Below are 25920 nucleotides of genomic sequence, written 5' to 3'. Positions count from 1 at the left end.
TCAGTAGGCCTCCAAGGACATGAAACGGTAGGTCCAGCGTTGCGAGTGCGCCGTGGAGTCATCTATCTGCAACTGTTCTATACGCGCCACTTCGCCATGAAACTTGAGCTGGCCCTCGGGGAACACGAAGGACTCTAGGGCAGGGTCTGTCAGGTCTGCGGCTCGCGCCATGGGCATCAGTGCCTCGCCATTGGCATCGAGAAAGCGAAATCGACCAAAGAACTCGCGCGCGGGTTGGGCCAGATCCACGCTGGGCTCGGGCATTGCCTCCAGCGGCACCAACCATGGCAATTCACTCTGCTGGTAGGTCAAGGGCTGCCAGGTTACCCCGGCAGGACAACGCAACTCGCTCGTCACCTCAAGGTCGTGAAAGAAGCGCTGCTCGCCATCCGTGCTTTGCAGCTCCCAGCGCACGCGACCGAGATACTCCTCAGGCAGCTGGGCATAGCGCGAGTACGGCTCGGCGGACAGGCGGCGTTGCTGATAGTCCTCAAAATCTTCATAGCGGGCGGATGAGTAGACAAACAGGCGCTCTACCGGACGCCATTGCAGCGGCAGATCTGCCCCTACAACCTGGAGTTCGCAGGCGTAGCTCATGGCGATGGGGAGAAAGAGTTCATGGTACTCGCGACCCTGGGCGTGCATGGGCAAGTCCAGGGTCAGGTCTGTGTCCGTGTGCCGCAAGGGCAGGTGCCAGGTCGGCGGTATCGAGGACCTAGTGCGCTGATCCCGCTCAGTTGAAAAACGCACATCGGCAATGCGTTCCTCTTCCGTATGCAGCAGCGTTATCGGCAGTTCTGCAGGCGCTGCAGCGTTGAAGCGCAGCTGATAGTTTTCAGTGATCGGGCCGGGGCTGGGTAGAGTACGAGGCTTGATGCTCCAGCCTTGATGCGCCGGAGGCTCGGCAACCGCAAACTGCCAGCGTTGCTGGCCCGAGTTGACTATCTCGACCCACCATTCCCCGGGCAGTGCGCCGGGTTTGGCGGTCATTGAACTGCTGCCGGCTTGCAGTTTGCTCGGCGCGGCGGTGAGCTCCAGCTGGTGCGGCTCCGTTGCTGTCGTCTGCCGCTGTGCGACGTCAGCCAGAACCGACGCCGGCTGCTCGTAGGGACAGCCCTGGAAGCGCCGATCCCATCGCACCTTCAGCCGATACCCTGCAACCGAGGGCCTCCAGTAGTTGGTGCTCTGCTGTGACAGGTCAAGGTCGGCCTTGATGCCTATGCTGCTGGGATCTGCGGATAACTTCAACTCTACTTCGGGAGCGCACAGCAGGCTGCCATCCTGCGCCAGCAGGCGAATGTTTTCCAAGCCGACAGGAGCATCCACGGTCAGTCCGGGCACGTGGTTGGCTGGCAAGAACAGATTGAACCAATGGCGCCCCTCACTGCGCGTGTATGGGTAGCCTTCAAAGCCGGCGGCAGGCTCCAGCGTACCGCCAAGCTCGGTGGGCAGAATCACCTGAGCGTCCTGCGCTGTGGGCAGTTGAAAGGGCTCAAAGTCCTGGTCAGCTAAGGTGTTTTGGCGCCCGCTGCCGACGGCCAGACCGAAACCACACAAGACGACCAGCCAGACCAGTGCGACTACCGAGGCGCCAATGAAGCGCGGTGTGCGAATCTCGGCACACAGCCTTGTTACGGTTTGCCTGAACGCGTTCGCCACGCGGGTGCGAATGTTCGCTAAACGGGTGCGAGTGGTTGTGCGAGGCTCTTTTGCGGTGTTGCGCGCACCCTGCATGCTGGAACTTTCCTTGGCTGACTTGCCGCGCTGGCAGGATACAAGGTCGGCTTTGTTGCCACAAGTCAACGCGGCACCTTGGAGCCTCTAAGCCGCTGCTGGATGGGGCAGTAGCAGACTCTGAGTGCAACACATTCATTGGATTGTTGGTGGGCTTTCATGGTGCTTATCCATCAGTTAGCTCAACACTTCTATCGGGCAATATAAAGTCGAAGCGTTTTCTAGGCCGTATACTCAGCTCGAAGGCAATCTCGCCTAGTTCTTCTTGGCTGTGCACGAAGAGATCCGTCCCTTTCGGTAAATATTGACGAATAAGGCCATTAATATTCTCGTTGCCTCCAAGTTTCCAGGGGCTATGTGGATAGCAAAATAAATAGCGACGCCGGTTTCCTTGACATGCTGAGCCATTTCACGCCCCTGATCGTAGGTCATGCTTTTTCGGGCACCCCCTGGGTGGGTCGAACGCATTCAAGGGCAATAAACGGAGTGTTCCCTCTCGACCGGAGCCGCAAAGTCGCCGTGAGATGTCACTTTGGGAGAAGGAACATGGTCCTGCACAAGCTCATCACATGGCTGAAGCGAGGCGGTCGAAGTATTCCCAGCCGTCGGGATTATTTCGCATTGAAAGAGTGCGACCCGCGAATGCTGCGCGACATCGGGCTATACCGCGAACATGGCCGCTTGCTGCCTCTTCATCCGGAGCCAGATGAAACGATGCATTGACCTGCGCTTGGGAACCGCATGTCACACGGTGCCCTCCTGAATCGTCATGTCAGTGACGGCCACTCGGCCTTCATCTCTCGACCGATTCAGGAGCGACACATGAGCCAGAGCACGCTTTTCATCAAGCACAAGGCACTCCCCGGCAAGCGCGAAGAGGTACGGCGCGTGTGGGAGACTCACCTGATGCCGAGCATCCAGGAGCGCCAGGTCCACGACGCCTACTTCTATTGCTACGATGATGGCGATCCCAACACGATCCGTGTCTTCCAGCGCTACGCCAATGGTGCGGATGCACAGGCCTTCATGCAGGGGCCGGCATACGAAGCCTATGTCGCCGCGGTAACGCCCCTGCTGGCTCATCCGCCCGAGATTCATGCTGCCACCGTGGCCTGGGCCAAGGACAAGGCGGCTCCGGTTTCCGAGACAGCCTGATGCCTTCCGCCGATTTGCTTCACTTCGAAGAGGCCCGCCCCATGCTGCTGGGGCTGGCCTATCGCATTCTCGGCTCGCGCGCCGACGCCGAGGATGCGGTGCAGGACACCTTTCTCAAGTGGCAGGCAGCGGATCGTGAGGCTATCGATACGCCCCACGCCTGGCTGACCACGGCCTGCACGCGACGCTGCCTCGATCTGCTGGGCAGCGCCCACCGGGCTCGGGTCGAGTACGTCGGTGCCTGGCTGCCCGAGCCCATCCCGACCGCCGTCGTCTCCGATGCGGAACGCAGCATGCAGCTGGCCGACTCACTCTCCACCGCCTTCCTGCTGCTGCTGGAACGCCTCTCGCCCAAGGAGCGGGCCGCCTACCTGCTGCATGAGATCTTCGACACGTCCTACGCCGAGATCGCCGCCATGCTCGAGATAAAGGAGCCGGCCTGCCGCAAGCTGGTATCCCGGGCACGAAGCAACCTCCAAACCGCCGAGGAACGGCACACCCCACCGCTGGAACGCCAACAGGCGCTGCTGGAGGCCTTCCGGCTCGCCATCACCGAAGGCGCCACGGCACGGCTCGCGAACCTGCTCTCGGCCGAGGTTCGCCTGAGTGCCGACGGCGGCGGCAAGGTGCCCACCCTGCTCGAGCCGCTGCACGGCAAGTCGACTGTACTCGACTTCCTGGCTAGCCGGTTGAGCCACTACTGGGCCAACTATGAATGGCGTGAAGCCGACATCAACGGTGGCTGCGGCTTCGTGATGTGCAGAGAGGGAAATGTCGTCGCGACGGTGACCTTCGGCTACGACCGCTCAGGCCAGGCTATGGATATCTTCATCGTGCGCAATCCCGACAAGCTGGCACGGCTGACGTCATGACTGGCGCTCGACTATCGCACGACAGCCGCTCTCTCTGGCTTGGGGATCCAGCAACCCGATGATCCACTCGCGCACGGCCGCGATGGCCGGCTCCTCGAGCCGCTCAGGCGGGTAGACGAGCTGGAAGGGAGCGGCCTTAACCTCGGGGCCGAATGGCTGTACCAGGCGCCCTTGGCGCAACTCCTCCTCGATCAGGTGCCGGCTCATCAGGGCTATGCCCTGGCCATCTAGCGCGGCGGTGATGCCATGGGTCTCGTCGGAGAACATCAGCCCGGCGCTGACGTCGAGCCCCGACACCTGGACCTGGCGCTGCCAGGCCGCCCAGTCCAATGGTGCGGGCGAAGAGAAGTGCAGCAGCGTATGGCGCACCAGTTCGGCCGGTTCACGCAGCTTCAGCACGGGGCTGCAGACGGGTACGAAGACGTTGTCGAACAGCTTCTCCGCGACCAGCCCGGGCCAGGGGCCCTCGCCATAGCGAATCGCCATGTCGGCGACGACACCATCCAGGGCAACCGCTTGGTGGGAAACCTGAATGCTCAGGTCGATCTGCGGGTGGGCATCGCGCAGCAGGCAGACCCAGGGCAACAGCCAGCGTGAGGCAACGGCCGGTGTGGTGGAAAGCGTTACCGCCTGCCGCGCCGGCGGACGGCGCAGCTTGGTCACCGTCTCGGCGATGGCGTCGAAGGAGTCGCTCAGCACAGTGAGCAGCGACTGGCCCTGAGTCGTCAGCACCAGCTGCCGCGGCCGCCGCACGAACAGGGCCACGCCCAGGCTCTCCTCGAGCTGGCGTATCTGATGGCTGATCGCCGTCGGCGTGACCGAGAGCTCCTCGGCGGCCCGCTTGGCGCTGAGGTGGCGCGCCGCCGCCTCGAAGGCGCGCAGGGCGGAGAGCGAAGGGAGTCGTCGCGGCATCATGGATGAATTTTATTTTCCGAAATCGAAAAAGAATCGTCGTTTGTCGCCCTACCTGGCTTCAGGCTTATATGAAACGAGCCACAAGCAAGGCTGAGAACAATTCATTCAATAGATCCTACACCCAGTGACGGAGAAAACCCATGACGCGTTTACTTCACCTCGATGCCAGCCCACGCCCCGGCCAAGCCGGCAACCAAGACCACGGCTCGCACACCCGCCGGTTGACCCATCACTTCGTTTCCCGCTGGCGCACTCTGGAGCCGGATGCCGAGATCGTCTATCGGGATATCGGCGCCAACCCACCACAGCTCACCAGCGTAGAGTGGATCGAAGCAGCCTTCACATCTCACGAGCAGCAGACCGATCCGATGCGGGCGGTCCTTGCCGAGAGCGATACGCTGGTCGACGAGGTCGTACGGGCCGATATCCTGGTGCTCGGCGTGCCGATGTACAACTTCGGTCCCCCGGCTGCCTTCAAGGCCTGGATCGACAATATCGTCCGCGTGGGCCGAACCGTCGACTTCGACCCGCAGTACACCGCCCACCCTCACCTGCCTCTGGAGGGCTACGTACCGCTGCTGGCCGACCGCCCCCGTCACGCTGTGCTGATCTCCTCCCGCGGCGGTTACGACTTCGGCCCGGGACGCCCCCTGGCCGCCCTCAATCACCTTGAACCGAGCGTGCGTACCGCACTGCAGTTCATTGGTATCAGCGGCTTCCATGACATTGCCATTGAGCACCAGGAAGAAGGCGGCGAGGCGCTGGCGGCCTCGACCCAAAGCGCCCTGGAGCGCATCGATCGGCTGGTCAAGCAATTGCACAGTGAAGTTACGGCCAAGCGCCAACTACAGCCGGCCTGAGGGCAGACAATGGCCGAAATCCGGGGCGCTTGGCGCCCCGGCCTCATCCCTGTAGCCTCTGTCAGTCGGCGCGTCGTCACACGGACACGGCCGCTACCCGATAAATCGCAGGAACGTCGATATGCTGATCAAATCCGTACCCAGCGTCTGAGGCACCTCTCGACCTCCTGCTGGAGGCCGATCCCTCGCTAGTCGCCATCAAGCGCTACCTCGAACGCTCGATCTGCCACGTTGCGACAGTCGAGGGGGAGATCGTGGGCACCTATGTCACCCAACCCCTTGGCGACGGTGTTTATGAGCTGATGAACATTGCCGTCGCTCCGGCACATCAGCGCAAGGGCATCGGCGCACGGCTACTGGATCACGCCATTGCAACGGCTTGCGAAGCGGGTGCACGGCGCCTCGAACTTGGCACCGGCACCTTCGGTTATCAGCTCACCTTCTACCAGCGTGCGGGATTTCGGGTCGTCGCCGTGGAGCGAGACTACTTCCTGGCCCACTACGACGAACCGATCTACGAGAACGGCATCCAGCACAAGGACAGGCTGCGGCTGGCTCTCGAGTTTTGAGCTATCAAGAAGCCTGACTGACCGCTGCTTTGTCGGTCACCGGATCGGCTTTGGCACCGGCCGCTTCGCGGCGCTCCGAGTAACGGTCCACCAGCGTTTCGGCATGAGGCCTTAGCAGCAGGGTGAAGCGCACCAGTTCTTCCATCACGTCGGCGATGCGGTCGTAGAGCGGCGAGGGTCGCATGCGCCCGGCCTCGTCGAACTCCTGGTACGCCTTGGGCACGCTGGACTGGTTGGGAATGGTAAACATGCGCATCCAGCGCCCCAGCAGGCGCAGCGTGTTCACCGCATTGAACGACTGCGAGCCGCCGCTGACCTGCATCACCGCCAGGGTGCGCCCCTGGGTGGGCCGCACCGCTCCCATGCTCAGCGGCAGATGATCGATCTGGGTTTTCATCACGCCGGTGATCTGGCCGTGGCGCTCGGGGCTGCACCACACCTGCCCTTCGGACCACAGCGCCAGCTCGCGCAGCTCCCGCACCGCCGGGTGATCGTCGCCCGGCACCTGGTCCGGCAACGGCAGATCGGAAGGGTCGAAGATCCGCGTCTCGGCGCCGAAATAGCGCAGCAGACGCGCAGCCTCTTCCACCGCCAGGCGCGAATAGGAGCGTTCGCGCAGCGAGCCGTAGAGCAGCAGGATGCGTGGCGGATGGCCCAGCGGATCGGGCAAGCCCTGGCCGGGCTGCCGGAGAGCGAAGCGCTCGTCGAGGGCCGGTAGAACATCGGGGTCGTTGAGCGTGCGAAGCCTCATGTCGCCTCCTTCAGTGCGTGGGTTTGCAGGACGAGCAGCGCCACCAGGGCGGCAAGCCCCAGGGCCGAGGAGAACAGCAGCGCCTGGGTGCCGAAGCGCTCGATCAACAGGGCGAAGGCCAGCGGCGCCAGGGCCTGGCCGAAGCGAGCCGGCACCATCAGCACGCCCTGGCGCAGGCCATAGCCATGGGGGCCGAAAATGGCCAGCGGCAGCGTGCCCTTGGCGATGGTGAGAATGCCGTTGCCGGCGCCGTGCAGCAGCACGAACAGCGTGGCCAGCGGTGCCCCCAATGTCATCACGCCGAGCGCGCCAATGGGATGCGCCAACACCGCCAGCTTGGCCGAGAGCAATGGATGAAAGCGCTGCAGCAGCGAGAATTCGAGCAGTCGCGCCGCCACCTGGGCCGGCCCCACCAGCGCTGCGGCGGCGATGGCAGCAGCAGGCGAGAGGCCGGCGATCTGCAGCAGCCACGGCAAGTGTGCCGCCATGGCGGTACTGACGAACCAAGTCACGGCGAAGACGAAGGCCAGCAGCGCCATGGGCAGCCAGGTCGAATTCGCCTCGGCGACTGCCGTCTCGGCGTGAGGCGCGGGCGGCTGGATACCGAACGGAATCAGCAACCGGTTGAGCGGCAGACCCAGCAGCAGATGCACCGCCGCCCAGGTGAAGCAGGCGTTCTGCCAGCCGAATTCGGCGTTGAGCCAGCCGGTGATCGGCCAGCACACGGTGCTGGCAAAGCCCGCCAGTAGCGTAATACCGGTAATGGGGCCACGCGCTTCTCGGCCATAGAGCCCGGCCAGGGTCGAGAAAGCCGATTCGTACAGCCCCATGCCCATGCCGACGCCGATCACCAGCCATCCCGCCCACAGCAGCTTGGCTCCATCCGCCAGACCCAGCAGCACCAGACCCAAGGCAAACACCAGGCTCGAGGCCGCCAGCACGTCGCGTCCGCCAAATCGGTCGATGCGCCGCCCCACCGACGGCCCTAGCACGGCCGATACCACCAACGCCGAGGAGAAGGCCGCGAATACCGTACCCGTGGCAAGGCCGAGGTCTCGCGCCATGGGCACGGCGAGGATGGCCGGAAGATAGTAGGTCGAGCCCCAGGCTAGCGTCTGGGAGACGCCCAGGGCGACGACCACACCGGTACGCGAGCTCATCGGCTACCTCGATCATCGAGGTATAGGGGCCTGAAAAAACGCTTCACGCTCATCCTTCCCGCTCCTCCCCTTTCACTGCCCCAGCGGCCATGCGACGGCTCTCGACGATGCAGTCCGTGGCCTCCAGCCAGGCATCCACCGCCACCTGAAAGGCGTCCCGCCCCTTCTCCGTCAGCGCGTAGACCTTACGCGAGCGCCCCTGAACCACCTCCGCAGTGGAGCTCAGGTAGCCGCCCGCTTCGAACTCGTTGAGCACCGGATAGACCGTACCCTCCGAAGGGCTGCAACAACCGTTGGTGCTCTTCTCCACCGCCTGCACCACCTCGTAGCCGTGCATCGGCTTGCGGTGCAGCACGCTAAGCACGAAGAACTTCGACAGCGACATCTTGATCGTGCCGCGCCAGTAGGAAGGGTCGCTGTAGTCTGGGATCCGGCGACCAGCGGCCGCTTCGGATTTCGCTTTGGTCATGGTGGAAACCTATACCTCGATGATCGAGGCGTCAAGACAGATCGATTTCCTCTCGCCCCGTGCCGGCGGCCTGCTCACGCACTCCTGCCAGCATCATGGCGAGCCCGAATTCGAAGCGACCGTCGAAATCGAAGAAGCGTCGCGCCATCAGTTCCATATCGAGATGGCGGAAGTCAGGACTTGCCAGCACCTCGCCGAGGGAAGCGGTAATGGTCGCCGTGGCCTCGCCGGGTTCGTCGGGCAGCCCCTGCTGCTCCAACGTTTCGCCGAGAATGAAAGAGAGCAGCGTAGTCATCGCCCAGAGCGCTCGGTCGCGGTCGAGCCCGGCTTTCACCAGCAGCTCCATCAGCGTTTCGGCGCCGCGCAAGGTGCTGTGCTTGGCGGAGTAGCTGCCACCCACGATACGCGCACCGTCACGATACCTCAGCAAGGTACGCCGTAGGCGCCGGACGAACTCGGCCAGATTGACATAGGCATCCTCGTCATCGAGCCCGCCCAGCGGAACGGCAGCCACGATGGCATCGGCCATTTCATCGAGCAATTGCCGCTTGTCGGCCACGTGACGGTAGATCACCGGCGCCTGCACGTCCATGGCATCGGCCAAGGCTCGCATCGTCAGTCCATCCAGGCCATCCCGGTTCACCAGTAACAGCGCCGCCTCGGCGATCTGCCGCACGCTCAGCTTCTCCTTCTTCCGCCGCCTACGCTTCGGCGCGCTGTCGTTTTCCGTCACGCAAACTCTCGCTTCGTGTCACTTGTCGCTTGACATATTAACAGCGTTAACAATACATTCAAGCCAGATCTATTAACGGCGTTAACAAAATGCTCCCGATGGCGTTTCAACTCCTACTCACACTGCCCAGATGGCCACGTATTCTGCTTTTCTTGTCGGTCGCGCTGGGTCTTACCGCCTGCACCGAGGGCGCCAGCACCGACAGCGAGGAGGTGATACGCCCGGTGCGGGTGGAAAACGCCATGTCGCTCCCTGCGCCGAGCCACCGTTTCGTTGCCCGTGTTGAAGCCGTCAGCACTGTCGATCTGGCCTTCCAGGTGGGCGGCCAACTCCTCGAGCAAGGCCCACGCGAAGGCGCCTTCGTACCACACGGCGAAACCTTGGCGATGCTTGATACCACCGACTTCGAACTGGCGCTGCGCCAGGTGGAGACGCGGCATGAGCAGGCCCGGCGGGAGTACGAGCGCCTGCGCCGGCTGCATACCCAGAACGCCGCCTCGACGGCGAGTTTCGAGCAGGCAGAGGCCGAATTTCATACCCAGACCGTGGCGCTCGAGCAGGCTCGCCGACAGCTCGCCTACGCCCGCCTCGAAGCTCCCTTCGACGCTCTGGTGACCCGCAGGCTGGCCGAACCTTTCGCCACCGTGGCCGCGAACACGCCGATATTGCGCGTGCAGGACATGAGCGAGCTTCGCCTGCGCTTTCATGTGCCCGAGCGGCTCAGCGCCCTCCTCGAGCACCCCGAGGCGTACCGAATGGAGGCCATCTTCGAGGCCGCTCCCGAACGGCGCTTCCCGGTCCGCTATCGGGAGCACCGCCCCCAGGCCGACCCGGTAGGGCAAAGCTATCCGGTCAGCGTAGCCCTGCCTCGTCCAGACTCGCTCGAGCTGTTGCCCGGCATGACCGCGAATCTCGTCGTCACTCGGCTCGACTCCGAGCCATCCGGCGTCACGGTACCGCTTGCGGCGCTGGACCCCGGCAACGACGGCGAGATGCGCGTCTGGCGGTTCGATCCCGAGTCGCAAACGGTAACGCCGCGCCCCGTTACCCTCGGCGCTGCATTGCCTGACCGTGTGACGGTGCTCGACGGCCTGGCGGCAGGCGAGCCGATCGTCACTTCCGGCACCCACCTGCTGCGCGACGGCATGCGGGTCAGGCCCCAAGCGCGCCTCGACTAGGACACGTTCATGGACATCGCCCGCACCGCCATCGACCGCCCCGTCCAGACCTGGCTGATCATTCTGGCCTGCTTGTTGGGGGCCTGTGGGCAATGCTGACCCTGGGCCGGCTGGAAGATCCCTCGTTCACCCTCAAGACCGCCATCATCACCACACCCTACCCCGGGGCGAATGCCGAGCAGGTCGAACAGGAGGTCACCGAGAGGCTGGAATCGGCCATCCAGCAGCTACCGGCCGTCGACTACGTTCGCTCGCGCTCACGCCCTGGCATCTCCGAGGTCGAGGTCGAGATCAAGCGCGCCTATCCCAGCCGCAACATGCCGCAGCTCTGGGACGAACTGCGCCGCAAGATCGGCGATGCCCAGGCCAGCCTGCCCCGGGCGCCGGCCCTTCCCTGGTCAACGACGACTTCGGCGACGTCTACGGTATCTACTACGCAATCACCACGCCGGAACTAAGCGATGCGGAAATCCGCGACCTGTCGAGGTTCCTGCGTCGGGAGCTGCTGACGGTGAGCGGCGTCGCCAAGGTCACTACCGCCGGCGAGCGCAGCGAGGCCTTGTACGTCGATCTCGACAGCGAGCGCCTGGCCAGCCTCGGCGTACCGCTGGAGCAGGTGATCGAAACCCTGCGCGCTGCCAGCGCCATCGCCGAGAGCGGTGCCATTACCCAGGATGAGCGCCGCCTGCGCATCGCCTTCTCCCAACAGTTGGCTAGCCCCGCTCACCTGGAGGAGCTGCGCATCGGTCGCCCCGGCACCACCGAGCAGATCCGCCTGGGCGATATCGCCACGATCCGGCGCAGCGCAACCGAGCTGCCCGACCACCTGATCCGCTTCAATGGAGAGCCCGCCTTCACGCTTGCCGTGGCCGGGGTGGCCGACGTCAACATCGTCGAGGTTGGCCAGGCGGTGGACGCCCGCTTGCACGAGCTACAGGAACGAATACCGCTGGGCGTCGAGCTCCATCCGATCTACGAGCAGCACCGGGTGGTCGACGATGCCATCGGCAGCTTTCTCGTCAACTTGGCGCTGGCCGTGATGATCGTCATCGGCGTGCTGTGTCTGTTCATGGGCTGGCGGGCCGGCCTGGTGGTGGGTGCTACCCTGCTGCTGACGGTACTCGGTACGCTGCTGTTCATGCGCATGCTCGGCCTCGAGATGGAGCGCATCTCGCTGGGCGCGCTGATCATCGCCATGGGCATGCTGGTCGACAACGCCATCGTGGTGACCGAAGGCATGCTGGTCGGCATGCAGCGGGGAGCCAATGCCCGCGACGCCGCCAGCGACGCCGCCAAACGCACCCAGATACCGCTGCTCGGCGCCACGGTCATCGGCATCATGGCGTTTGCCGGCATCGGCCTCTCGCCCGACACCACCGGCGACCTGCTCTTCTCCCTGTTTGCGGTGATCGCCGTTTCGCTGCTGCTGAGTTGGGTACTGGCCATCACCGTCACGCCCCTGCTGGGGCACTATCTGCTGAGAACGGTGCACGAAGCCAAGACGCCCTACACGGGCAGGCTCTATCGAGGCTATCGCCGGCTGCTCGAGGGCGTGCTGCGCTGGCGCCTGCTTACACTGCTGAGCCTCATCCTGTTCACCGCCGGCTGCATCTTCGCCTTCGGTTTCGTCAAGCAGGCCTTCTTCCCCGCCTCGAATACGCCCATCTTCTTCCTGCACTACCAGCTGCCCCAAGGCACCGACATTCGCGCGACGGACCGTCACATGCAGGGTCTCGATGATTTTCTGCGCGCGCAGCCGGAAGTGCTGTCGGTAACGCAGTTCGTGGGGCGCGGCGCCAGTCGCTTCGTGCTCACCTATACACCGGAACGGCCCAGCTCCAGCTACGGTCTGTTCATGATCCGCACGGCCGAGCGCGACCAGATAGAACCGCTGGCAGCACGGCTGCGGCAGCGGCTCGACGTGCATCACCCCGATGCGCAGGCCAGGATCGAGCGCCTCATGTTCGGGCCCAACGTCGTCAGTATCGAAGCACGCTTCTCAGGCCCCGATCCGGTCATGCTGCGCTACCTGGGCGACCAGGCCAAGGCAATCATGGAGCGCGAGCCCTTGGTGACGGACATCGTCGACGACTGGCGCCAGCGCGAACTGGTGCTCGAGCCGGTATTCGACGAGGAGCGCGCTCGCATGGCGGGAGTTCAGCGCGACACGGCCATGCGCGCACTACAGTTCGCCACCACCGGTATTCAGGCAGCCCTCTATCGCGAAAACGATCGCCTGCTTCCCATCGTGCTGCGCCCACCCGAGCACGAGCGCCTGGACGTGACGCGCCTGCATCAGAGGCAGTTGGAAAGCGCCAATGGCAACGTACCTATCCCGCTGCGGCAGATCATCGAGCGTTTCGACACCACCAGTGAGGAGAGTGTCATCCGCCGCCGCGACCGCATGCGCACCCTGACAGTTCAGGCCAGTACGGTGAGTGGCGTTACCGCCAGCGAGGGCCTTTCACGCATTCGCGCGCCCATCGAAGCGATTCCCCTGCCCCTCGGTTATCGCCTGGAGTGGGGCGGCGAGTACGAGGCCTCCGGCCGCTCGCGGGCCTCGCTGCGTGCCCAGTTGCCGTTGGGTTTTCTCGCCATGCTGGTGATCAGCGTGCTGCTGTTCGGCAAGTGGCGCCAGCCGCTGATCCTGTGGCTGGTGGTACCCATGTCGATCTGCGGCGTGGTGATCGGGCTGCTGGCCAGCGGCATGCCGTTCACCTTCACGGCGCTGCTCGGGCTGCTCAGCCTCTCCGGCATGCTGATGAAGAACGGTATCGTGCTGCTCGACGAGATCGACGCCCAGATCCGCGAGGGCAAGCCCGGCGGCCCGGCCGTGGTGGAAGCCAGCATCAGCCGCCTGCGGCCGGTGGTACTGGCTGCCGGCACCACCATCCTCGGCATGCTACCCCTGCTCGGCGACGCCTTCTTCGCCAGCATGGCGGCAACGATCATGGGCGGGCTCGCCTTCGCCACGCTGCTCACCCTGGTCGCGGTGCCGGTGCTCTACGCCCTGCTGTTCGGCATTCGGCCATCGCCAGGGCATGCTTCGCGATGAGAGTGTGGACACTACAGCTCACGACTCCAAACCTGGCCTACCAGATCCTTGCCGAAGCTGTGATGGGGCTCTTCCTCCACCAGTTCGAATCCTGCTTTTTCATAGAGCCGGCGCGCATCGGTCAGTACGCTGTTGGTCCACAGCATCATCTTCCGGTAGCCGACCTGGCGGGCGAACCTGAGACACTCATCCACCAAGCGGCTGCCGATGCCATGCCCACGGGCAGAGGGGTCGACGTAGAGCAGCCGCAGCTTTGCGGTCGCGTCGTCTTCCCGGACGACGAACACCGACCCAACGACGACCCCATCCTTTTCGGCGATCCAGCACCGCTCCCAGCGCGGATCGAAATTGCGCAGGTACTTGGCTACGATCTCCGCGATCAACGCTTCGTACTCCTCGTTCCAGCCGTACTCCTGCGCGTAGAGCACCGCCTGCCGGTGTACGATCCAGCCCATGTCGCCAGGCTGTGGGTCGCGCAGCAGATAACTCGAGCCGGCTTCTCCGAGCAGCCGCCTGATCCGGTTCATTGCTTCGATCAACTGATGCTGCTCCGGCTCCGTGAGCTGCTTCAGCATGCCGACGACCTCGCGTTGCGAAGCCTCGTCCAGCGGCCGGAATGTCGCCAGTCCCTGATCCGTGAGCTGTAGCTGCGCCGCCCGTCTGTCGGAGGGCGAGGGGGTCTTGGTAATGAGCCCCTGCTTTTCGAAGCCCTTCAGCACCCGGCTCACATAGCCGGCGTTGAGACCAAGCTCGCGGCAGATATCGGCGCTGGTAAGCATCGGCCGGTGCGCCAGCTCGTACAGGATGCGGACTTCCGTCAGCGAGAACTGGCTCTCCAGAAGGTGCTCGTGCAAGACCCCAATCTGCCGCGTGTAGAAACGATTGAAGCTGCGTACGGTCCCGGCCCGCTCGTTTAGGTCTTGCTCTGCGCTCATGGGAGACTCTCTCTTTGATTGCCTAAAGCAAATAATTAGTTGCTTTTAGCAATCATGTCAACAAGTGCAACACTGCCCACCTGTCGAATCCAGCCCCCGCAGGACGACTACCTCGTGCAACGTCAGCACAGGAGGAATCCTCATGTCAGTGCATGATGAAATGTCCCACCCCGTCGTATCCCGCGAAAAATGGCTAACCGCCCGCAAGGAACTGTTGGCAAGGGAAAAGGAGCTCACCCGCCTGCGCGACGACCTAAGCGCCAAACGTCGCGCCTTGCCGTGGGTGAAGATCGAGAAGGAATATGTCTTCGATACGCTCGGTGGCCACATGACGCTCGCCGATCTGTTCGACGGGCGCAGCCAGTTAATCGTCCATCACTTCATGTTCGGCCCCGGTTGGGAAGCGGGCTGCATCGGCTGTTCCTTCGCTGCCGATCATATCGAAGGCACGCTGGTGCATCTCAAGCATCACGATGTGAGCCTGGTACGGGTCTCTCGTGCTCCACTCGCCGAGATCGAGGCCTACCGCCAGCGCATGGGCTGGCGTGCAAAGTGGGTATCTTCATATGGCAGCGACTTCAATTACGACTTCCATGTCTCGTTCCGGCCTGAAGAGATCGCCAAGGGCGAGGTCACTTACAACTACGCCACAAGCAACGTCTCGATCGAGGATCTGAGCGGCCTCAGCGTGTTCTACCGCGATACCAGCGGAGATATCTTCCACACCTATTCGACCTACGGGCGCGGCGACGAACTCGTCGACAGCACCTATATGCTGCTCGACATGACGCCAAAGGGCCGTAACGAAACGGGTCCCCACCACAACCTGATGGACTGGGTGAAACGCCACGACGAGTACGAATCAGCGAGATAGAGTGTGAGCCTCATCAGCGCTGCGCCCTGCTCGGCTGAGGCGCTACGCCGGCCTACGGTTGGCCCTCTCGACCGTAACGCCGCCGCACATGGTCGAGATAGCCGCCCGGCGTCAGGCCGGTCACGGCCTTGAAGTCGTGGATGAAGTGGGCCTGGTCGAAGTAGCCGGCGACGAAGGCGGTATCTGTCAGCAAAGCGGTTGCCCCACCCTGCTTGATCAGCTGGCGACTGTGGGCGACACGCAGCAGACGGGCGTAGCGCTTGGGCGAGAGACCCACATGGTGCTGGAACAACCGCTCCAGGCGGCGCTGGCCGAACGGCAGCTCCTCCACCAGCGCGGCGATACTGGCCTGGCCTTGGTGGCGTTGTAGCCAGGCAAGCGATGTCCTCAGGGCCGGCACCTCCGGTGCGCCGTGCCGCTGCAATCTCTCAGCAAGATAATTCTCCAGCAGCACAATACGCCCCGCCAGAGCAGGTGTCTCAAGCAGCCGCTCGTGCAGCGCCTCGAGTTCGAGCCGGCGCAGGGCCTCGCCGGGCGTGAGCGCTTCACCCGCCAGGCTCGATAGCGCCTCGCCAATGAACGGATACGCCATGCCCGGCTGAAAGTGCACCCCGAGCAGATCGAGCGTGCCGTCTACCGCCAGTCGTGCCGTGCGGCGTTTGGGGCCATCGGCCCAGCAGGTGCCCCACAGTCGCTCGCCGTCGCGTTCCAGCGCGCCGCCGAAGTTGAACAGCAGCCCCATGCCGCCATCCGGATGCAACAGCTCCACCCCCGTCGGTTCGCCAGCACTCTGCCCCCTCGCCTGCCAGTAGCACTGCACGTAGGGGCGCAGCTTCCCACTGGGCGCGACTTGCTGAAGCACAAGGCCGCTCGACGCCTGCGGTGCAGACCGAAGATTCCCAATACCGGTTTTGCCAGCCAGGCGTGGCCGGGGAGCTTCACTCATATTCGAAGCCTTTCAGCGACCAAGGAAGAACCATCCGGACGGGCCAGTCGCGACGGACCACATCTCGGAAAAAATACGACGATTCTCAAATTCCAGCGGTACAGTAGGGACACCCTTTTCTCAATTGCACATTCATCTTAACGGAGCCATACATGGACGGAACACGAATCGTGGTGGTCGGCGGTGGTGCCGGCGGGCTGGAGCTGGTCACTCGCCTCGGCCGGCGCCTGGGGCGACGCGGCAAGGCCGAGATCACGCTGATCGACCGCAACCCGACCCATATCTGGAAGCCACTGCTGCATGAGGTCGCCACCGGCGCGCTCGACTCCAGCATCGACGAGATCTCCTATCAGAGCCATGCCCAGCTTAATGGATACCGCTTCCAGCGCGGCACGCTCGAGGGCCTCGACCGCGACGCCCGCCAGTTGCGCCTGGCCCCGGTGCTCGACGACCACGGTGTGGAAGTGCTGCCGGCCCGCAGCCTGGACTACGACCTGCTGGTGCTGGCGCTGGGCAGTGTGAGCAACGATTTCGGCACCCCCGGCGTTGCCGAGCACTGCCATTTCCTCGATAGCCCGGCCCAGGCCGAGGCCTTCCGGCGCGATATGCTCAATACCTTCCTGCGCTACAGCGACCCCGAGCGGCGAGAGCATCCGCACCTCACGGTGGGCATCGTCGGTGCCGGCGCCACCGGGGTGGAGCTGGCGGCGGAGCTCTACGACGCCTCGCGCATGCTGCACAGCTACGGCTTCACCGAGATGGACAGCCGCCACCTGGAAGTTCACCTGATCGAAGCGGCACCGGACGTGCTGCCAGCCCTGCCCGAGCGCATTCGCAGCGCCGTGCGCAGCGAGCTGGAACGCCTCGGCGTACGGGTGCATACCAACACCCGGGTGGTGTGCGTGGAGGAGAACGCCATCGTCACCGCCGACGAGGAGCGCATCGACACGGACCTCAACGTCTGGGCTGCCGGAATAAAGGCACCCAACGTGCTGCGCGACCTGGGCCTGACTCTGGACCGCAACCAGCGTATTCAGGTGGAGCCAACCCTGCAAAGCATCGACGACCCCAACATCTTCGTGCTCGGCGACTGCGCCAGCTGCCCGCAGCCGGACGGCAGCGTGGTACCGCCACGAGCGCAGGCCGCCCATCAGCAGGCGCAGCGGCTCTACAAGAACCTACTCGCCCGGATCGACAACGGTACGCTCAAGCCGTTCCGCTACCGCGACCGCGGCTCGCTCATCTCGCTGGCTCACTTCGAGGCGATCGGCAGCCTGATGCGCGGCGCCTCGGCGCGCAGCCTGTTCATCGAGGGGCGCCTGGCCAAGTTCTTCTACGCCTCGCTCTATCGCATGCACCAGCGCGCCATTCACGGCACCGCCAAGACCGCGCTCATTCTGCTCTCGGACGGGCTCAACCGCTTCATCCGCCCCCGCATGAAGCTGCACTGAGGTCGAAAATCTACAATCGAGGCGATAACCACCGCGCTAGGGTGGGGGCTTCCAACCCTTACGGAGCCCCACCCATGCGCATGAACTACTATTCCGCCAGTCCCGACGGCCTCAAGGCCATGCTCGAGCTGCAGAACCACGTTCACAAGGCAGCGGAAGCGGGTGAACTTGGCGATGGCCTGCTGGCACTGGTCTACACCCGCGTCTCGCAGATCAACGGCTGTGCCTACTGCATCGACATGCATACCAAGGACGCACGCAAGGCCGGTGAAACCGAGCAGCGGCTCTACGCCCTGAGCGCCTGGCGCGAAACGCCCTTCTACTCCCCGCGCGAACGCGCCGCCCTGGCCTGGGCCGAGGCCAATACCCTGATCGCCGGGAACGGCATCGACGACGCCCTGTTCGAGGCCACCCGCGAGCACTTCTCCGCGAAGGGCCTGGCCGACCTCACCCTGGCGATCTGCACCATCAACGCCTGGAACCGCCTGTCGATCAGCTTTGCCGCGCAGGCCGGCAGCTACCAGCCCAAGTAAGCGGCTCGCTTCCGTCACCCCGACAGCGCCTTTCTCAGTCCGCCAAAGCGACGCCGGTACTGGGCCGGCGTCAGTCCCACCTTGCGTCGGAACAGCCGGCCGAAGAAGGCGCCGTCTTCATAGCCCACGGCCTCGGCAATGGCATCCACGGGAGTGGCCTCGGTCTCCAGCATCTGCTTGGCCTCTTCCAGGCGCAGGGTGTGCACGTATTCCGTGGGCGTCAGGCCGGTGGCCTTCCTGAAGCGGCGGTGAAAGCTGCGCTCGCTCAGCCCCGAAACCTCGATCAGCGAGGCCACAGGAGAAGGCTCATCGTAGTGCTCGGCCACCCACGTCTGGCAGCGAGCGATGACGGCATCCTCGCACTGGCGGGTGCGCGCAAGCATGGCAAAGGGAAGCTGACCGGCGGCATGCCAATCGATCAAGAACAGCTTGGCGATATTCATCGCCTCGTCGATACCGGCCAGGCGGGCGACGAGGTAGAGCGCCAGATCGTTCCAGGAAGTACCGCCCCCCGCCATGACCAGGCGACTCCCGATGCCGCCGATCACCAGCGCGCGGTGCGGATGCACCCGCACGCCCGGATAGCGCCCCAGCACATCGCAGTAGGCCCAATGCGTGGTGGCATCCTCGCCCCGCAACAGCCCAGACTCAGCCAGCAACAGGGCACCCGAGCAGGCGGTCGCCAGGATGGCGCCAGCAGCATGACAGCGCTTGATCCATGCAATCTCCTCGCTATAGCGGCCCTCGAGCACCGCATCGGGCGGCAGCATGATCTCGGGTATACACACCACGTCGGGCACCCAGTCCAGGCCGGCATCAGGAACGATGCGCACCCCGTTGGCGACGGTCATTTCATGCGTACCGCTACGTGCCACCACCCTGGGTACGAATAGCGACTCGCCGGGCTTGCCCTCGATCAGGGCAGGCCAGTCGCGCCCCGCCGAGGAGAAGACGTCGTAAACGCCGTAGAGGGTGGAAGCCGCCACTTCGGGAATCGCCAGCAGCGCAATGGTGGGTTTGTGCATCGACATGGCGGGAACCGCCGGTTTCTGTCCGTAGGGACTTCAGTGTAACCCAGCCGGGAGCGCCACAATGCAGTCTCCGAAGCACCCATCGACGCACCCATAACAACTCATAGCAACCCATAACAACCAAGGAGACACCCCCATGACAGCCCACGCTAACGCTTCCGTTGCCTTCGACACTGACCGCGCGGCCGACTTCGAGAACCGCTTCGTGCATGCGCTCAACGAAGGTGCCATGTTGCAACTGATCTCGCTGGCCCACCGCAGCGGCCTGCTTGCCCAATTGGCCGATGGCGAGCCGGTGACCAGCAGTGAACTTGCCGTCAAGACAGGACTCGACGAGCGCTACGTACGCGAGTGGCTGGGCGGCGCGACGGTCGCTGCACTGGTCGAGCATGATCCGCGAACCATGACCTACCGGCTGCCGCCCGAGCACGCCGCGCTGTTGACCGACGGCGGCGAGGCCAATCTCGCCGTATTCGCCCAGTACCTGCCCTTGATGGGTCAGGTGGAGGACGATGTGCTGGAATGCTTCCGCCACGGCGGTGGCGTACCGTACACACGCTACACCCGTTTCCACGAGGTCATGGCCGAGGATAGCGGCCAGACCGTGCTGCCCGTGCTGTTCGATGCCATCCTGCCCCTGGCGCCGGAACTCCCGGAGCGGCTGGTTCAGGGCATCGACGTGCTCGATCTGGGCTGCGGTCGCGGCCTGGCATTGATGAAGCTTGCCGAGCGCTTTCCTGCCAGCCGCTTTACCGGCTACGACCTCTCCAAGGAGGCCATCGGCTGGGCGACGCAGCGTGCCGCGCGCCTGGGATTGGGCAACCTGCACTTCGAGCAGCGTGACCTGAGCGACTTCGACCGCACGGCACCGGCCCAGCACTACGATCTGGTCACCACCTTCGATGCCATCCACGACCAGGCCCACCCGCTGAACCTGCTCAAGGGCATCCGCCGCACACTGCGTGAAGACGGCGTCTACCTGGCCCAGGACATCCACGCCTCGAGCCATCACCACGGCGACCGCGAACACCCGATGGGTACGCTGCTCTATACCGTATCGATCATGCATTGCATGAGTGTCTCCCTCGCCCAGGGCGGCGAGGGTTGGGAACGATGTGGGGCCGCGAGAAGGCGCGGGAATACTTCGGCAAGGCCGGCTTCGGCAGCATCGAGGTCCATCAGCTGCCGCACGACATCCAGAACGACTACTGGGTGCTCAGGCCTTGAGCCGACCGCCGACGGTCAGGCTCGACTCAGCCCTCCAGGCTCACCGCCTGCCCGGTCACCACGATGCCGCCTGACAGCGGAATGTCGACCTGCAGGCGGCTGGGCCGCCCCATCGTCTCGCCTTGCAGGATCGTCAGTTGGGCGGGCGCCTGGAGCAGGCCCGCATCGCGCAGGTAGCCGCCCAGCGCCGCGGCCGCCGCGCCGGTGGCGGGGTCTTCCACCACGCCGCCTACCGGGAACGGATCGCGCGCATGGAAGCGCTCTGCACTCTCGCGCCACACCAGCTGCAGCGTGGTCAGGCCCTCGCGCAGCATCAGCGCCTTGAGCCGCTCGAAATCGTACTCGAGCCGCGCGAGGCGCTGCTCTGTCTTGCACGCCAGCACCAGGTGCCAGGCCCCGGCGTAGGCCCGCGCAGGCGGAATCTCGAGATCGAGTTCGTCTGCCTGCCAGCCGAGCAGTTCACGCACATCCTCGACCAGCTCCGGCTCGGCGGGGCGGAACTCCGGCGTCACCGACACCAGCGAGGCCTGCCACTCCCCTTCCACCTGGTTGACGGTGACCATCACCTCGCCCACCGCCGTATCCAGCATGTAAGTACCCGCCCCGCTCAGCCGTCCCATCTGCACGCCGCTGGCCACCGTGGCATGGCCGCAAAAACTCACTTCCGCTTCGGGGCTGTAATAACGCACAATGCGCCGCTCGCCCTCGGCCGGGGCGATGAAGGCGGTTTCGGAATAGCCCACCTCGGCGGCGATACGTTGCATCTCCGCCGGCTCGGGCAACGCCTCGCCAAGCCACACCCCGGCGGGGTTGCCGCCGCTCGGATCGTCGGTAAACGCCGCAAGGCGATAGAGAGTGCCGCTCATGGGAAGCTCCTGGTGTCATGGGGTTCTCTCCATCTTGGGGCAAATCGGGGCGAACACAATGGCGAGCCGCGACCTGCCCAGGCCGTATCCCGTACTCTTGGCTACGCTCCATGAAGGGAGCTGTATTAGTGAAATAAAGGAGACTTAGCATGGCTGATCAGCCTCAACCAACCGATGGAAACGAGGGCACGCCCGGGAAGAAGGAATCAGGTGGACGATCAGCCAGACTGGTATGGGGCCTGCGCGCCTTCGGGTTGCTCCTGGCGCTGATTGTCTGGCTCGCCATGGGCCAGGCCGAAGGACTTTCTGCGGATGCGCGCTGGGTCGCGACGATCGCCACCCTGATGGCGGTCTGGTGGATGACGGAAGCGATCCCGCTCTCGGCCACCGCTCTGCTGCCGATCGTGCTGATCCCAATGCTGACGGAGCGGACCGTCGCCCAGGCCACGGCGCCTTACGCCAGCTCCATCGTCTTTCTGTTCCTCGGCGGCTTCCTGATTGCCATTGCCATGGAGAAGTGGAACCTGCACCGCCGCATCGCCCTTTTGACGCTGGCCCGGGTCGGGGTCTCGCCGCACCGGATCGTGCTCGGCATGATGCTCGCCACGGGATTTCTGTCGATGTGGGTTTCGAATACCGCAACGACGCTGATGATGCTGCCGATCGGGCTTTCCGTGCTGGCCCTGGTCGCGGAGCGCAGCGGTGAATCCACCGAGACGGCCGCCGCCGGCCACGACCACCACCGGGCCGGCCACGTCGACTTCATCCAGGACGAGAACATCAAGCGCTTCGGTCTCTGCCTGCTGCTGGCAATCGCCTGGTCGGCCAGCATGGGCGGCCTCGGCACCCTGCTCGGCAGCCCGCCGAACGCTATCGTTGCCGGCTATGCGGCCGACGAGCTGGGCCGCAGCATCGGCTTTCTCGACTGGATGATGCTCGGCGTACCGCTGGCCTTCACCTTCATCCTGGTGGGCTGGGTGCTGATGACCCGGGTGCTCTACCGTTTCAACGTCGCGGAAATTCCCGGCGGAAAAGAGATGATCGAGGGCGAGATCCGCAAGCTCGGCCCACTCAGCCAGGGCGAGAAGATGGTAATGCTCGTCTTCGGCTCGGCGGCATTCCTGTGGGTCGTGCCCGGCGTTCTTGGCAATATCCCCGGGGTGGGCCAATGGCTGGGGCCGCTGGGCAATCTCGATGATACCGCCATCGCCATCGCCGCCGGCATTGCCTTGTTCATTCTGCCCGCGAGAGGCCGCAGTGAGATGGTGCTGAATTGGCAGGATGCCGAGGATGGATTGCCCTGGGGGTGTTGCTGCTGTTTGGTGGCGGCCTGAGCCTCGCCGGCGCCGTCGCAGGCACCGGCCTGGATAGCTGGTTCGGTCAGCAGATCACCGGGCTCGGGGTGCTGCCAATCCTGCTGCTGGTAGCCGCCGTGGCCACCATCGTGCTGTTCCTCACGGAAGTGACCAGCAACACGGCCACGGCCGCGACCTTCATCCCCGTTCTCGGCGGTGTGGCGGTGGGCATCGGCGCCGACTCGATGACGCTGCTGATCCCGGCGGCCTTCGCCGCGACCTGCGCCTTCATGCTGCCGGTCGGCACGCCACCCAACGCCATCGTGTTCGGCACCGGTGCGGTCACCATCGCCCAGATGGCGCGCGGTGGGGTCATTCTCAACCTGATCGGCATCGTATTGATCACCACCTTCTGCTATCTGCTCGGCGGTTTTGCGCTGGGGCTGCAGTTCTGAACGAGAGGTGCGGGAGGGTAGCGGGAGAAAGATGAAGCTGAACGGCCTGAGCCCTGTGGATACAGGGCTCAGGCTGACTCACCGATTACTGCAGAACAGGGCGAGCGTTGACCGGTTGCACCGGGCGATTGTTGTGATGATCGTCGATGGCCGCCAGGAACTGATCGATCTGCTCCTGGGACGCGGTAATCGGCTGCTTCAGCACCAGCCAGCGCACGCCCTCGGTGCAGGGGGGCGTGGTCAGCGAGCCATTGAAGCGATAGTAATCACGGTCGGCAGGCAAAATGCCCAGCGGGGAGATGTCTGACGTCAGCGCCAGCGTTTCGCCCTCTTCCGGCATTTGCGCCCATGCTCTTGCAAGGGCTTCGTTGGCCTCACCCTCCGTCACCATGACCGCGACGACAGCCAGGTTGCCATCCTCGTCGGCATGTACGAGGTGGCCTTCCATGGGGAACGATTCGCCGTGGATGAGGTTCTCGCTCGGCACATGGAAATGGAACTGCTTCAACTCGAACTCGATACCGTCAACGGTAATGGTGTCGCCTGGATGCACGTTTATCTGGACGGTATGGCCGTTATTGAGGATTTCCGCGCCGCCATTTTCGTAATGAAAATCGATGGGCTCGAGTTCGGCGTCAATGAACCCAGTCAGGTCGATGGGCGACTGGTTGCTGCCCGCACAGGCACCGTACTCCGGGGTCAGCTGTGCCCAATTCTCAGGCCCGGTTTCGCCGGAATAGCTCCAGGCGTGCCCGTCGCCGGCATGGGCAAAACCTGAAAGCAGCGACATGGCGACAGCGATCGCAGTTTTTTTCATGGGGGTCCTCAATGAAGGTTTCGTCAGGGAGTGGACAAGGTAGCCTGACGAACGTCAAGAAGACGTTAAGGAGCTGACACGGCATGAACCGGAGGGAACGTCAGCACGAAGCGGGCTCCCCCGGCTTGCGGCACCTCCAGGCGAACCTCCCAACCGACATGCTCGACCACGCGCTTGACGATGGCCAGGCCCAGCCCCACCCCTTCTTGCCCGGCGGTATCGCGGCCATGGACGAAGCGTTCGAATAGTCTCTCGCGCACACCCTGGGGGATGCCGGGGCCAGTATCCTCGATTACCAGCCGGCCCGGCGTGAGTTGCACGAGAATCATGCCCTGGCTGGTATGCTGGCAGGCATTACGCAGCAAATTGCCGATCATGATCCCGGCCAGGTCGGGGTGTATGTCGGCCCACACAGGCTCCTTCCACTCCAGCCGGCATTGAACGGCACTTCCGCTCAGCAGGGGCCGGCAGCGTTCCATCTCCGACTCGATGATCGTATTCAGCACGATACGCGGCGCATCCAGGGTATCCGGGGCACGCGAAAGCAGGAGCAGCGCGCTGACCCGCTGCGAGGTCTCCGCCGCCACGCGGCGAATGCGTTCCGCGGTCTCGGATTGCCTGGAATGCTCCGGCAACTGAGCTTTCAGAACTTCCGCCGCGCCCAGCATGACCGTCAGAGGCGTGCGCAATTCGTGACTGACGTCGCCGGTAAAGAGCCGCTCACGTCGCAGGAACTGCTGTAGCTTGTCGGTCCGCTTGGCAAAGGCACGAGACAACGAGCCAATTTCGTCTTGCGCGGAAAGGGAAGGCAGTTCGGTCGGGCCTGCGTTACGCTCCACCGCCTCGGCAAGCGCCGCCACCGGCGCCATCACGCGCCGAGCGCTCAGCACACCAAGTACGGCGGCGAGCAGAACGCTGACGACAAAGCCGATGGCCAAGGCAAGCAGGATGACCCTTTCCGCATGTTCGAGTTCATCGACTTCCTGCACCACGGCGTACCGGCTAGCACCGTGCTCCGTCAACAGCACGCGCACCTGGCGCTCCCCGAGCGCCAACTCATGGCTACCCATGGGCAGTTCACGTAACGCGCCGGGTATGTCGTCATTGATATGGAAATGCACGTCCGGTGGCGCATCCGGGACATCGCCCAACTGATGGAGATCGATCAATCTTTCCGCCAACTTGGCGAGTCGAGCGTCGATGACCTGCTCTTCGATCACTTTCACCGCGACATAGGAAACCGCACTGAAGGCGCCGGCCACGGCAACGGTCAACAGAATGTAGGTGAGCGCGATGCGCTTCTTGAGAGAAAGTCTAGGCTTCACTGGGCGTTTTCAATCGATAACCGATGCCTGGTGAAGTCAGCAGCATGGGATAGGGAAAAGGCTTGTCGAGCGCTTGGCGCAACGTATGGATATGCGTACGCAGGGCGTCACTATCCGGCGGATTGTCGCCCCATATCTCGCGCGCGATCTCTTCGCGGCTTATCAGCTTCGGAGCGGCGCGCATTAGCGCCGTGAGAATCTTGTAGCCCGTCGGCGTCAGCTCGAGCGGCTGACCGGCCCGGGTGGCAAGGCCGGTACCCGTATCCAGCCGAAGCTCGCCGAAGACCAGGACCGACTGCACGTGCTCGTTACGCGCTCTGCGTACCAGCGCCTTCAAGCGCGCATCCAGCTCGGGGAGGGAATAGGGTTTGACCAGATAATCGTCGGCGCCGACCTCGAACCCGGTCAGCTTGTCATGCACCGAGTCGCGCGCCGTCAGCATGAGGATCGGCGTTGCCAGCCGATGCTCCTGGCGGAGCCTTCGGCACACCTCGACACCATCCATTCCCGGCAGCGATAGATCGAGGATGATCACATCATGGAAGGCGGCCGTCGCGCACGCGATGCCGGCATTGCCGTTACGCGCCACGTCCAGAACATAGCCGAGCGGTTCCAGGTATCCGTACAGGTTCGCGATGATGTCCGAATTGTCCTCGATAACCAGAACCTGCATGAGCGACCCGCCTGAACTCAATGCATCAAGATTACGAAGAA

The 25920-nt window shown here is 64.0% G+C and carries 24 protein-coding genes and 3 pseudogenes; 13 read left to right on the top strand and 14 right to left on the bottom strand.

Features of this window, described 5'->3' with window-relative positions; translation table 11 throughout:
- Window positions 1–1734 carry a hypothetical protein gene (locus tag EKK97_RS04620; RefSeq protein ID WP_159549644.1) on the bottom strand — a complete coding sequence of 578 codons (1734 nt, stop codon included), beginning with the start codon at window positions 1732–1734 and terminating at the stop codon, window positions 1–3.
- 177 nt (window positions 1735–1911) lie between these two features.
- Window positions 1912–2187 (bottom strand): annotated as a pseudogene (locus EKK97_RS04615) (IS30 family transposase); the annotation flags it as partial.
- Between the two features lie 93 nt (window positions 2188–2280).
- Here EKK97_RS04615 and EKK97_RS04610 point away from each other — a divergent pair.
- From EKK97_RS04610 to sigJ, 3 genes are all read left to right on the top strand, one after another.
- Window positions 2281–2457, top strand: a complete 177-nt coding sequence (locus EKK97_RS04610) for a hypothetical protein (protein WP_159549641.1) — start codon at window positions 2281–2283, stop codon at window positions 2455–2457.
- A gap of 99 nt (window positions 2458–2556) precedes the next feature.
- Entirely contained in the window at window positions 2557–2889 is a 333-nt protein-coding gene (locus tag EKK97_RS04605; RefSeq protein WP_159549638.1) for a putative quinol monooxygenase, read from the top strand.
- Window positions 2889–3761, top strand: coding sequence for an RNA polymerase sigma factor SigJ (gene sigJ, locus EKK97_RS04600; protein ID WP_159549635.1), 873 nt, complete (start codon window positions 2889–2891; stop codon window positions 3759–3761). Before EKK97_RS04605 ends, sigJ begins: the two co-directional genes overlap by 1 nt.
- Here sigJ and gcvA read toward each other — a convergent pair.
- On the bottom strand, window positions 3756–4676 hold the full coding sequence (gene gcvA, locus EKK97_RS04595; RefSeq protein WP_159549632.1) for a transcriptional regulator GcvA: 921 nt from the start codon (window positions 4674–4676) through the stop codon (window positions 3756–3758). The two genes, sigJ and gcvA, sit on opposite strands and share 6 nt — an antisense overlap.
- A gap of 140 nt (window positions 4677–4816) precedes the next feature.
- On the opposite strand from gcvA, the gene EKK97_RS04590 reads away from it, so the two are divergent.
- Window positions 4817–5536 (top strand): FMN-dependent NADH-azoreductase, encoded by a 720-nt coding sequence (locus tag EKK97_RS04590; RefSeq protein ID WP_159549629.1) that lies wholly within the window; start codon window positions 4817–4819, stop codon window positions 5534–5536.
- A 254-nt stretch (window positions 5537–5790) separates the two neighbouring features.
- Window positions 5791–6105, top strand: a complete 315-nt coding sequence (locus EKK97_RS04585) for a GNAT family N-acetyltransferase (RefSeq protein WP_340162928.1) — start codon at window positions 5791–5793, stop codon at window positions 6103–6105.
- A gap of 4 nt (window positions 6106–6109) precedes the next feature.
- On the opposite strand, the gene arsH is transcribed toward EKK97_RS04585, so the two are convergent.
- The 4 genes from arsH to EKK97_RS04565 are packed head-to-tail and all read right to left on the bottom strand — an operon-like array spanning window position 6110 to window position 9161.
- The gene (arsH, locus tag EKK97_RS04580; protein WP_159549626.1) at window positions 6110–6856 is read right to left on the bottom strand and encodes an arsenical resistance protein ArsH; all 747 of its coding nucleotides are present in this window, start codon (window positions 6854–6856) and stop codon (window positions 6110–6112) included.
- On the bottom strand, window positions 6853–8016 hold the full coding sequence (locus tag EKK97_RS04575; RefSeq protein ID WP_159549623.1) for an MFS transporter: 1164 nt from the start codon (window positions 8014–8016) through the stop codon (window positions 6853–6855). Before EKK97_RS04575 ends, arsH begins: the two co-directional genes overlap by 4 nt.
- A 49-nt stretch (window positions 8017–8065) precedes the next feature.
- Window positions 8066–8485: a PadR family transcriptional regulator gene (locus EKK97_RS04570; RefSeq protein WP_159549620.1), complete on the bottom strand. Its 420-nt coding sequence runs from the start codon at window positions 8483–8485 to the stop codon at window positions 8066–8068.
- A gap of 31 nt (window positions 8486–8516) precedes the next feature.
- Window positions 8517–9161 carry a TetR/AcrR family transcriptional regulator C-terminal domain-containing protein gene (locus tag EKK97_RS04565; RefSeq protein ID WP_159549617.1) on the bottom strand — a complete coding sequence of 215 codons (645 nt, stop codon included), beginning with the start codon at window positions 9159–9161 and terminating at the stop codon, window positions 8517–8519.
- Window positions 9162–9370: 209 nt separating this feature from the next.
- On the opposite strand from EKK97_RS04565, the gene EKK97_RS04560 reads away from it, so the two are divergent.
- From EKK97_RS04560 to EKK97_RS04555, 3 genes are all read left to right on the top strand, one after another.
- A complete protein-coding gene (locus EKK97_RS04560; protein ID WP_159549614.1) occupies window positions 9371–10396 on the top strand; it encodes an efflux RND transporter periplasmic adaptor subunit in 1026 nt (341 codons plus the stop codon).
- A 92-nt stretch (window positions 10397–10488) separates the two neighbouring features.
- The gene (locus tag EKK97_RS25640; RefSeq protein WP_340162963.1) at window positions 10489–10854 is read left to right on the top strand and encodes an efflux RND transporter permease subunit; all 366 of its coding nucleotides are present in this window, start codon (window positions 10489–10491) and stop codon (window positions 10852–10854) included.
- Complete coding sequence (locus EKK97_RS04555) at window positions 10791–13451, top strand: efflux RND transporter permease subunit (RefSeq protein ID WP_340162962.1); 2661 nt, start codon at window positions 10791–10793, stop codon at window positions 13449–13451. Before EKK97_RS25640 ends, EKK97_RS04555 begins: the two co-directional genes overlap by 64 nt.
- A gap of 11 nt (window positions 13452–13462) precedes the next feature.
- Here EKK97_RS04555 and EKK97_RS04550 read toward each other — a convergent pair whose 3' ends face one another.
- Window positions 13463–14386 carry a bifunctional helix-turn-helix transcriptional regulator/GNAT family N-acetyltransferase gene (locus tag EKK97_RS04550; RefSeq protein WP_159549611.1) on the bottom strand — a complete coding sequence of 308 codons (924 nt, stop codon included), beginning with the start codon at window positions 14384–14386 and terminating at the stop codon, window positions 13463–13465.
- A 142-nt stretch (window positions 14387–14528) separates the two neighbouring features.
- On the opposite strand from EKK97_RS04550, the gene EKK97_RS04545 reads away from it, so the two are divergent.
- Window positions 14529–15260 (top strand): DUF899 domain-containing protein, encoded by a 732-nt coding sequence (locus tag EKK97_RS04545; protein ID WP_159549608.1) that lies wholly within the window; start codon window positions 14529–14531, stop codon window positions 15258–15260.
- A 52-nt stretch (window positions 15261–15312) separates the two neighbouring features.
- Here EKK97_RS04545 and EKK97_RS04540 read toward each other — a convergent pair whose 3' ends face one another.
- Complete coding sequence (locus EKK97_RS04540; protein WP_159549605.1) at window positions 15313–16122, bottom strand: helix-turn-helix domain-containing protein; 810 nt, start codon at window positions 16120–16122, stop codon at window positions 15313–15315.
- Window positions 16123–16358: 236 nt separating this feature from the next.
- On the opposite strand from EKK97_RS04540, the gene EKK97_RS04535 reads away from it, so the two are divergent.
- Window positions 16359–17657, top strand: coding sequence for an NAD(P)/FAD-dependent oxidoreductase (locus EKK97_RS04535; protein WP_159549602.1), 1299 nt, complete (start codon window positions 16359–16361; stop codon window positions 17655–17657).
- An 80-nt stretch (window positions 17658–17737) separates the two neighbouring features.
- Window positions 17738–18190, top strand: coding sequence for a carboxymuconolactone decarboxylase family protein (locus tag EKK97_RS04530; RefSeq protein ID WP_236551373.1), 453 nt, complete (start codon window positions 17738–17740; stop codon window positions 18188–18190).
- 14 nt (window positions 18191–18204) lie between these two features.
- On the opposite strand, the gene EKK97_RS04525 is transcribed toward EKK97_RS04530, so the two are convergent.
- A complete protein-coding gene (locus EKK97_RS04525) occupies window positions 18205–19221 on the bottom strand; it encodes a GlxA family transcriptional regulator (protein ID WP_159549596.1) in 1017 nt (338 codons plus the stop codon).
- Between the two features lie 136 nt (window positions 19222–19357).
- Here EKK97_RS04525 and EKK97_RS25635 point away from each other — a divergent pair.
- Window positions 19358–20176 (top strand): annotated as a pseudogene (locus EKK97_RS25635) (class I SAM-dependent methyltransferase); the annotation flags it as partial.
- A 298-nt stretch (window positions 20177–20474) separates the two neighbouring features.
- On the opposite strand, the gene EKK97_RS04515 reads toward EKK97_RS25635, so the two are convergent.
- Window positions 20475–21314 carry a PhzF family phenazine biosynthesis protein gene (locus EKK97_RS04515; RefSeq protein WP_159549593.1) on the bottom strand — a complete coding sequence of 280 codons (840 nt, stop codon included), beginning with the start codon at window positions 21312–21314 and terminating at the stop codon, window positions 20475–20477.
- Between the two features lie 149 nt (window positions 21315–21463).
- Here EKK97_RS04515 and EKK97_RS04510 point away from each other — a divergent pair.
- Window positions 21464–23064 (top strand): annotated as a pseudogene (locus tag EKK97_RS04510) (SLC13 family permease).
- An 85-nt stretch (window positions 23065–23149) separates the two neighbouring features.
- On the opposite strand, the gene EKK97_RS04505 reads toward EKK97_RS04510, so the two are convergent.
- Genes EKK97_RS04505 through EKK97_RS04495 form a run of 3 tightly spaced genes read right to left on the bottom strand, consistent with a single transcriptional unit; the run spans window position 23150 to window position 25879 of the window.
- Complete coding sequence (locus EKK97_RS04505; RefSeq protein ID WP_201297013.1) at window positions 23150–23893, bottom strand: carbonic anhydrase; 744 nt, start codon at window positions 23891–23893, stop codon at window positions 23150–23152.
- 53 nt (window positions 23894–23946) lie between these two features.
- Window positions 23947–25206, bottom strand: coding sequence for a sensor histidine kinase (locus EKK97_RS04500; protein ID WP_159549590.1), 1260 nt, complete (start codon window positions 25204–25206; stop codon window positions 23947–23949).
- Window positions 25196–25879 (bottom strand): response regulator transcription factor, encoded by a 684-nt coding sequence (locus EKK97_RS04495; protein ID WP_159549587.1) that lies wholly within the window; start codon window positions 25877–25879, stop codon window positions 25196–25198. Before EKK97_RS04495 ends, EKK97_RS04500 begins: the two co-directional genes overlap by 11 nt.
- Window positions 25880–25920: the final 41 nt, after the last annotated feature.

Origin of the sequence: Billgrantia tianxiuensis (genome assembly GCF_009834345.1) — a bacterium.
GTDB classification, from domain to species: Bacteria; Pseudomonadota; Gammaproteobacteria; order Pseudomonadales; family Halomonadaceae; genus Halomonas; species Halomonas tianxiuensis.
The sequence above is the reverse complement of the archived record's forward strand: the minus strand, read 5'-3'. Positions and strand labels throughout refer to the sequence as shown.

Bases quoted from the DNA above. Each gene is read 5' to 3' on its own strand.
- EKK97_RS04620 (WP_159549644.1), bottom strand. From the start codon at position 1,734: ATGCAGGGTGCGCGCAACACCGCAAAAGAGCCTCGCACAACCACTCGC.
- EKK97_RS04610 (WP_159549641.1), top strand. From the start codon at position 2,281: ATGGTCCTGCACAAGCTCATCACATGGCTGAAGCGAGGCGGTCGAAGT.
- EKK97_RS04605 (WP_159549638.1), top strand. From the start codon at position 2,557: ATGAGCCAGAGCACGCTTTTCATCAAGCACAAGGCACTCCCCGGCAAG.
- sigJ (WP_159549635.1), top strand. From the start codon at position 2,889: ATGCCTTCCGCCGATTTGCTTCACTTCGAAGAGGCCCGCCCCATGCTG.
- gcvA (WP_159549632.1), bottom strand. From the start codon at position 4,676: ATGATGCCGCGACGACTCCCTTCGCTCTCCGCCCTGCGCGCCTTCGAG.
- EKK97_RS04590 (WP_159549629.1), top strand. From the start codon at position 4,817: ATGACGCGTTTACTTCACCTCGATGCCAGCCCACGCCCCGGCCAAGCC.
- arsH (WP_159549626.1), bottom strand. From the start codon at position 6,856: ATGAGGCTTCGCACGCTCAACGACCCCGATGTTCTACCGGCCCTCGAC.
- EKK97_RS04575 (WP_159549623.1), bottom strand. From the start codon at position 8,016: ATGAGCTCGCGTACCGGTGTGGTCGTCGCCCTGGGCGTCTCCCAGACG.
- EKK97_RS04570 (WP_159549620.1), bottom strand. From the start codon at position 8,485: ATGACCAAAGCGAAATCCGAAGCGGCCGCTGGTCGCCGGATCCCAGAC.
- EKK97_RS25640 (WP_340162963.1), top strand. From the start codon at position 10,489: ATGCTGACCCTGGGCCGGCTGGAAGATCCCTCGTTCACCCTCAAGACC.
- EKK97_RS04550 (WP_159549611.1), bottom strand. From the start codon at position 14,386: ATGAGCGCAGAGCAAGACCTAAACGAGCGGGCCGGGACCGTACGCAGC.
- EKK97_RS04545 (WP_159549608.1), top strand. From the start codon at position 14,529: ATGTCAGTGCATGATGAAATGTCCCACCCCGTCGTATCCCGCGAAAAA.
- EKK97_RS04535 (WP_159549602.1), top strand. From the start codon at position 16,359: ATGGACGGAACACGAATCGTGGTGGTCGGCGGTGGTGCCGGCGGGCTG.
- EKK97_RS04530 (WP_236551373.1), top strand. From the start codon at position 17,738: ATGAACTACTATTCCGCCAGTCCCGACGGCCTCAAGGCCATGCTCGAG.
- EKK97_RS04525 (WP_159549596.1), bottom strand. From the start codon at position 19,221: ATGTCGATGCACAAACCCACCATTGCGCTGCTGGCGATTCCCGAAGTG.
- EKK97_RS04515 (WP_159549593.1), bottom strand. From the start codon at position 21,314: ATGAGCGGCACTCTCTATCGCCTTGCGGCGTTTACCGACGATCCGAGC.
- EKK97_RS04495 (WP_159549587.1), bottom strand. From the start codon at position 25,879: ATGCAGGTTCTGGTTATCGAGGACAATTCGGACATCATCGCGAACCTG.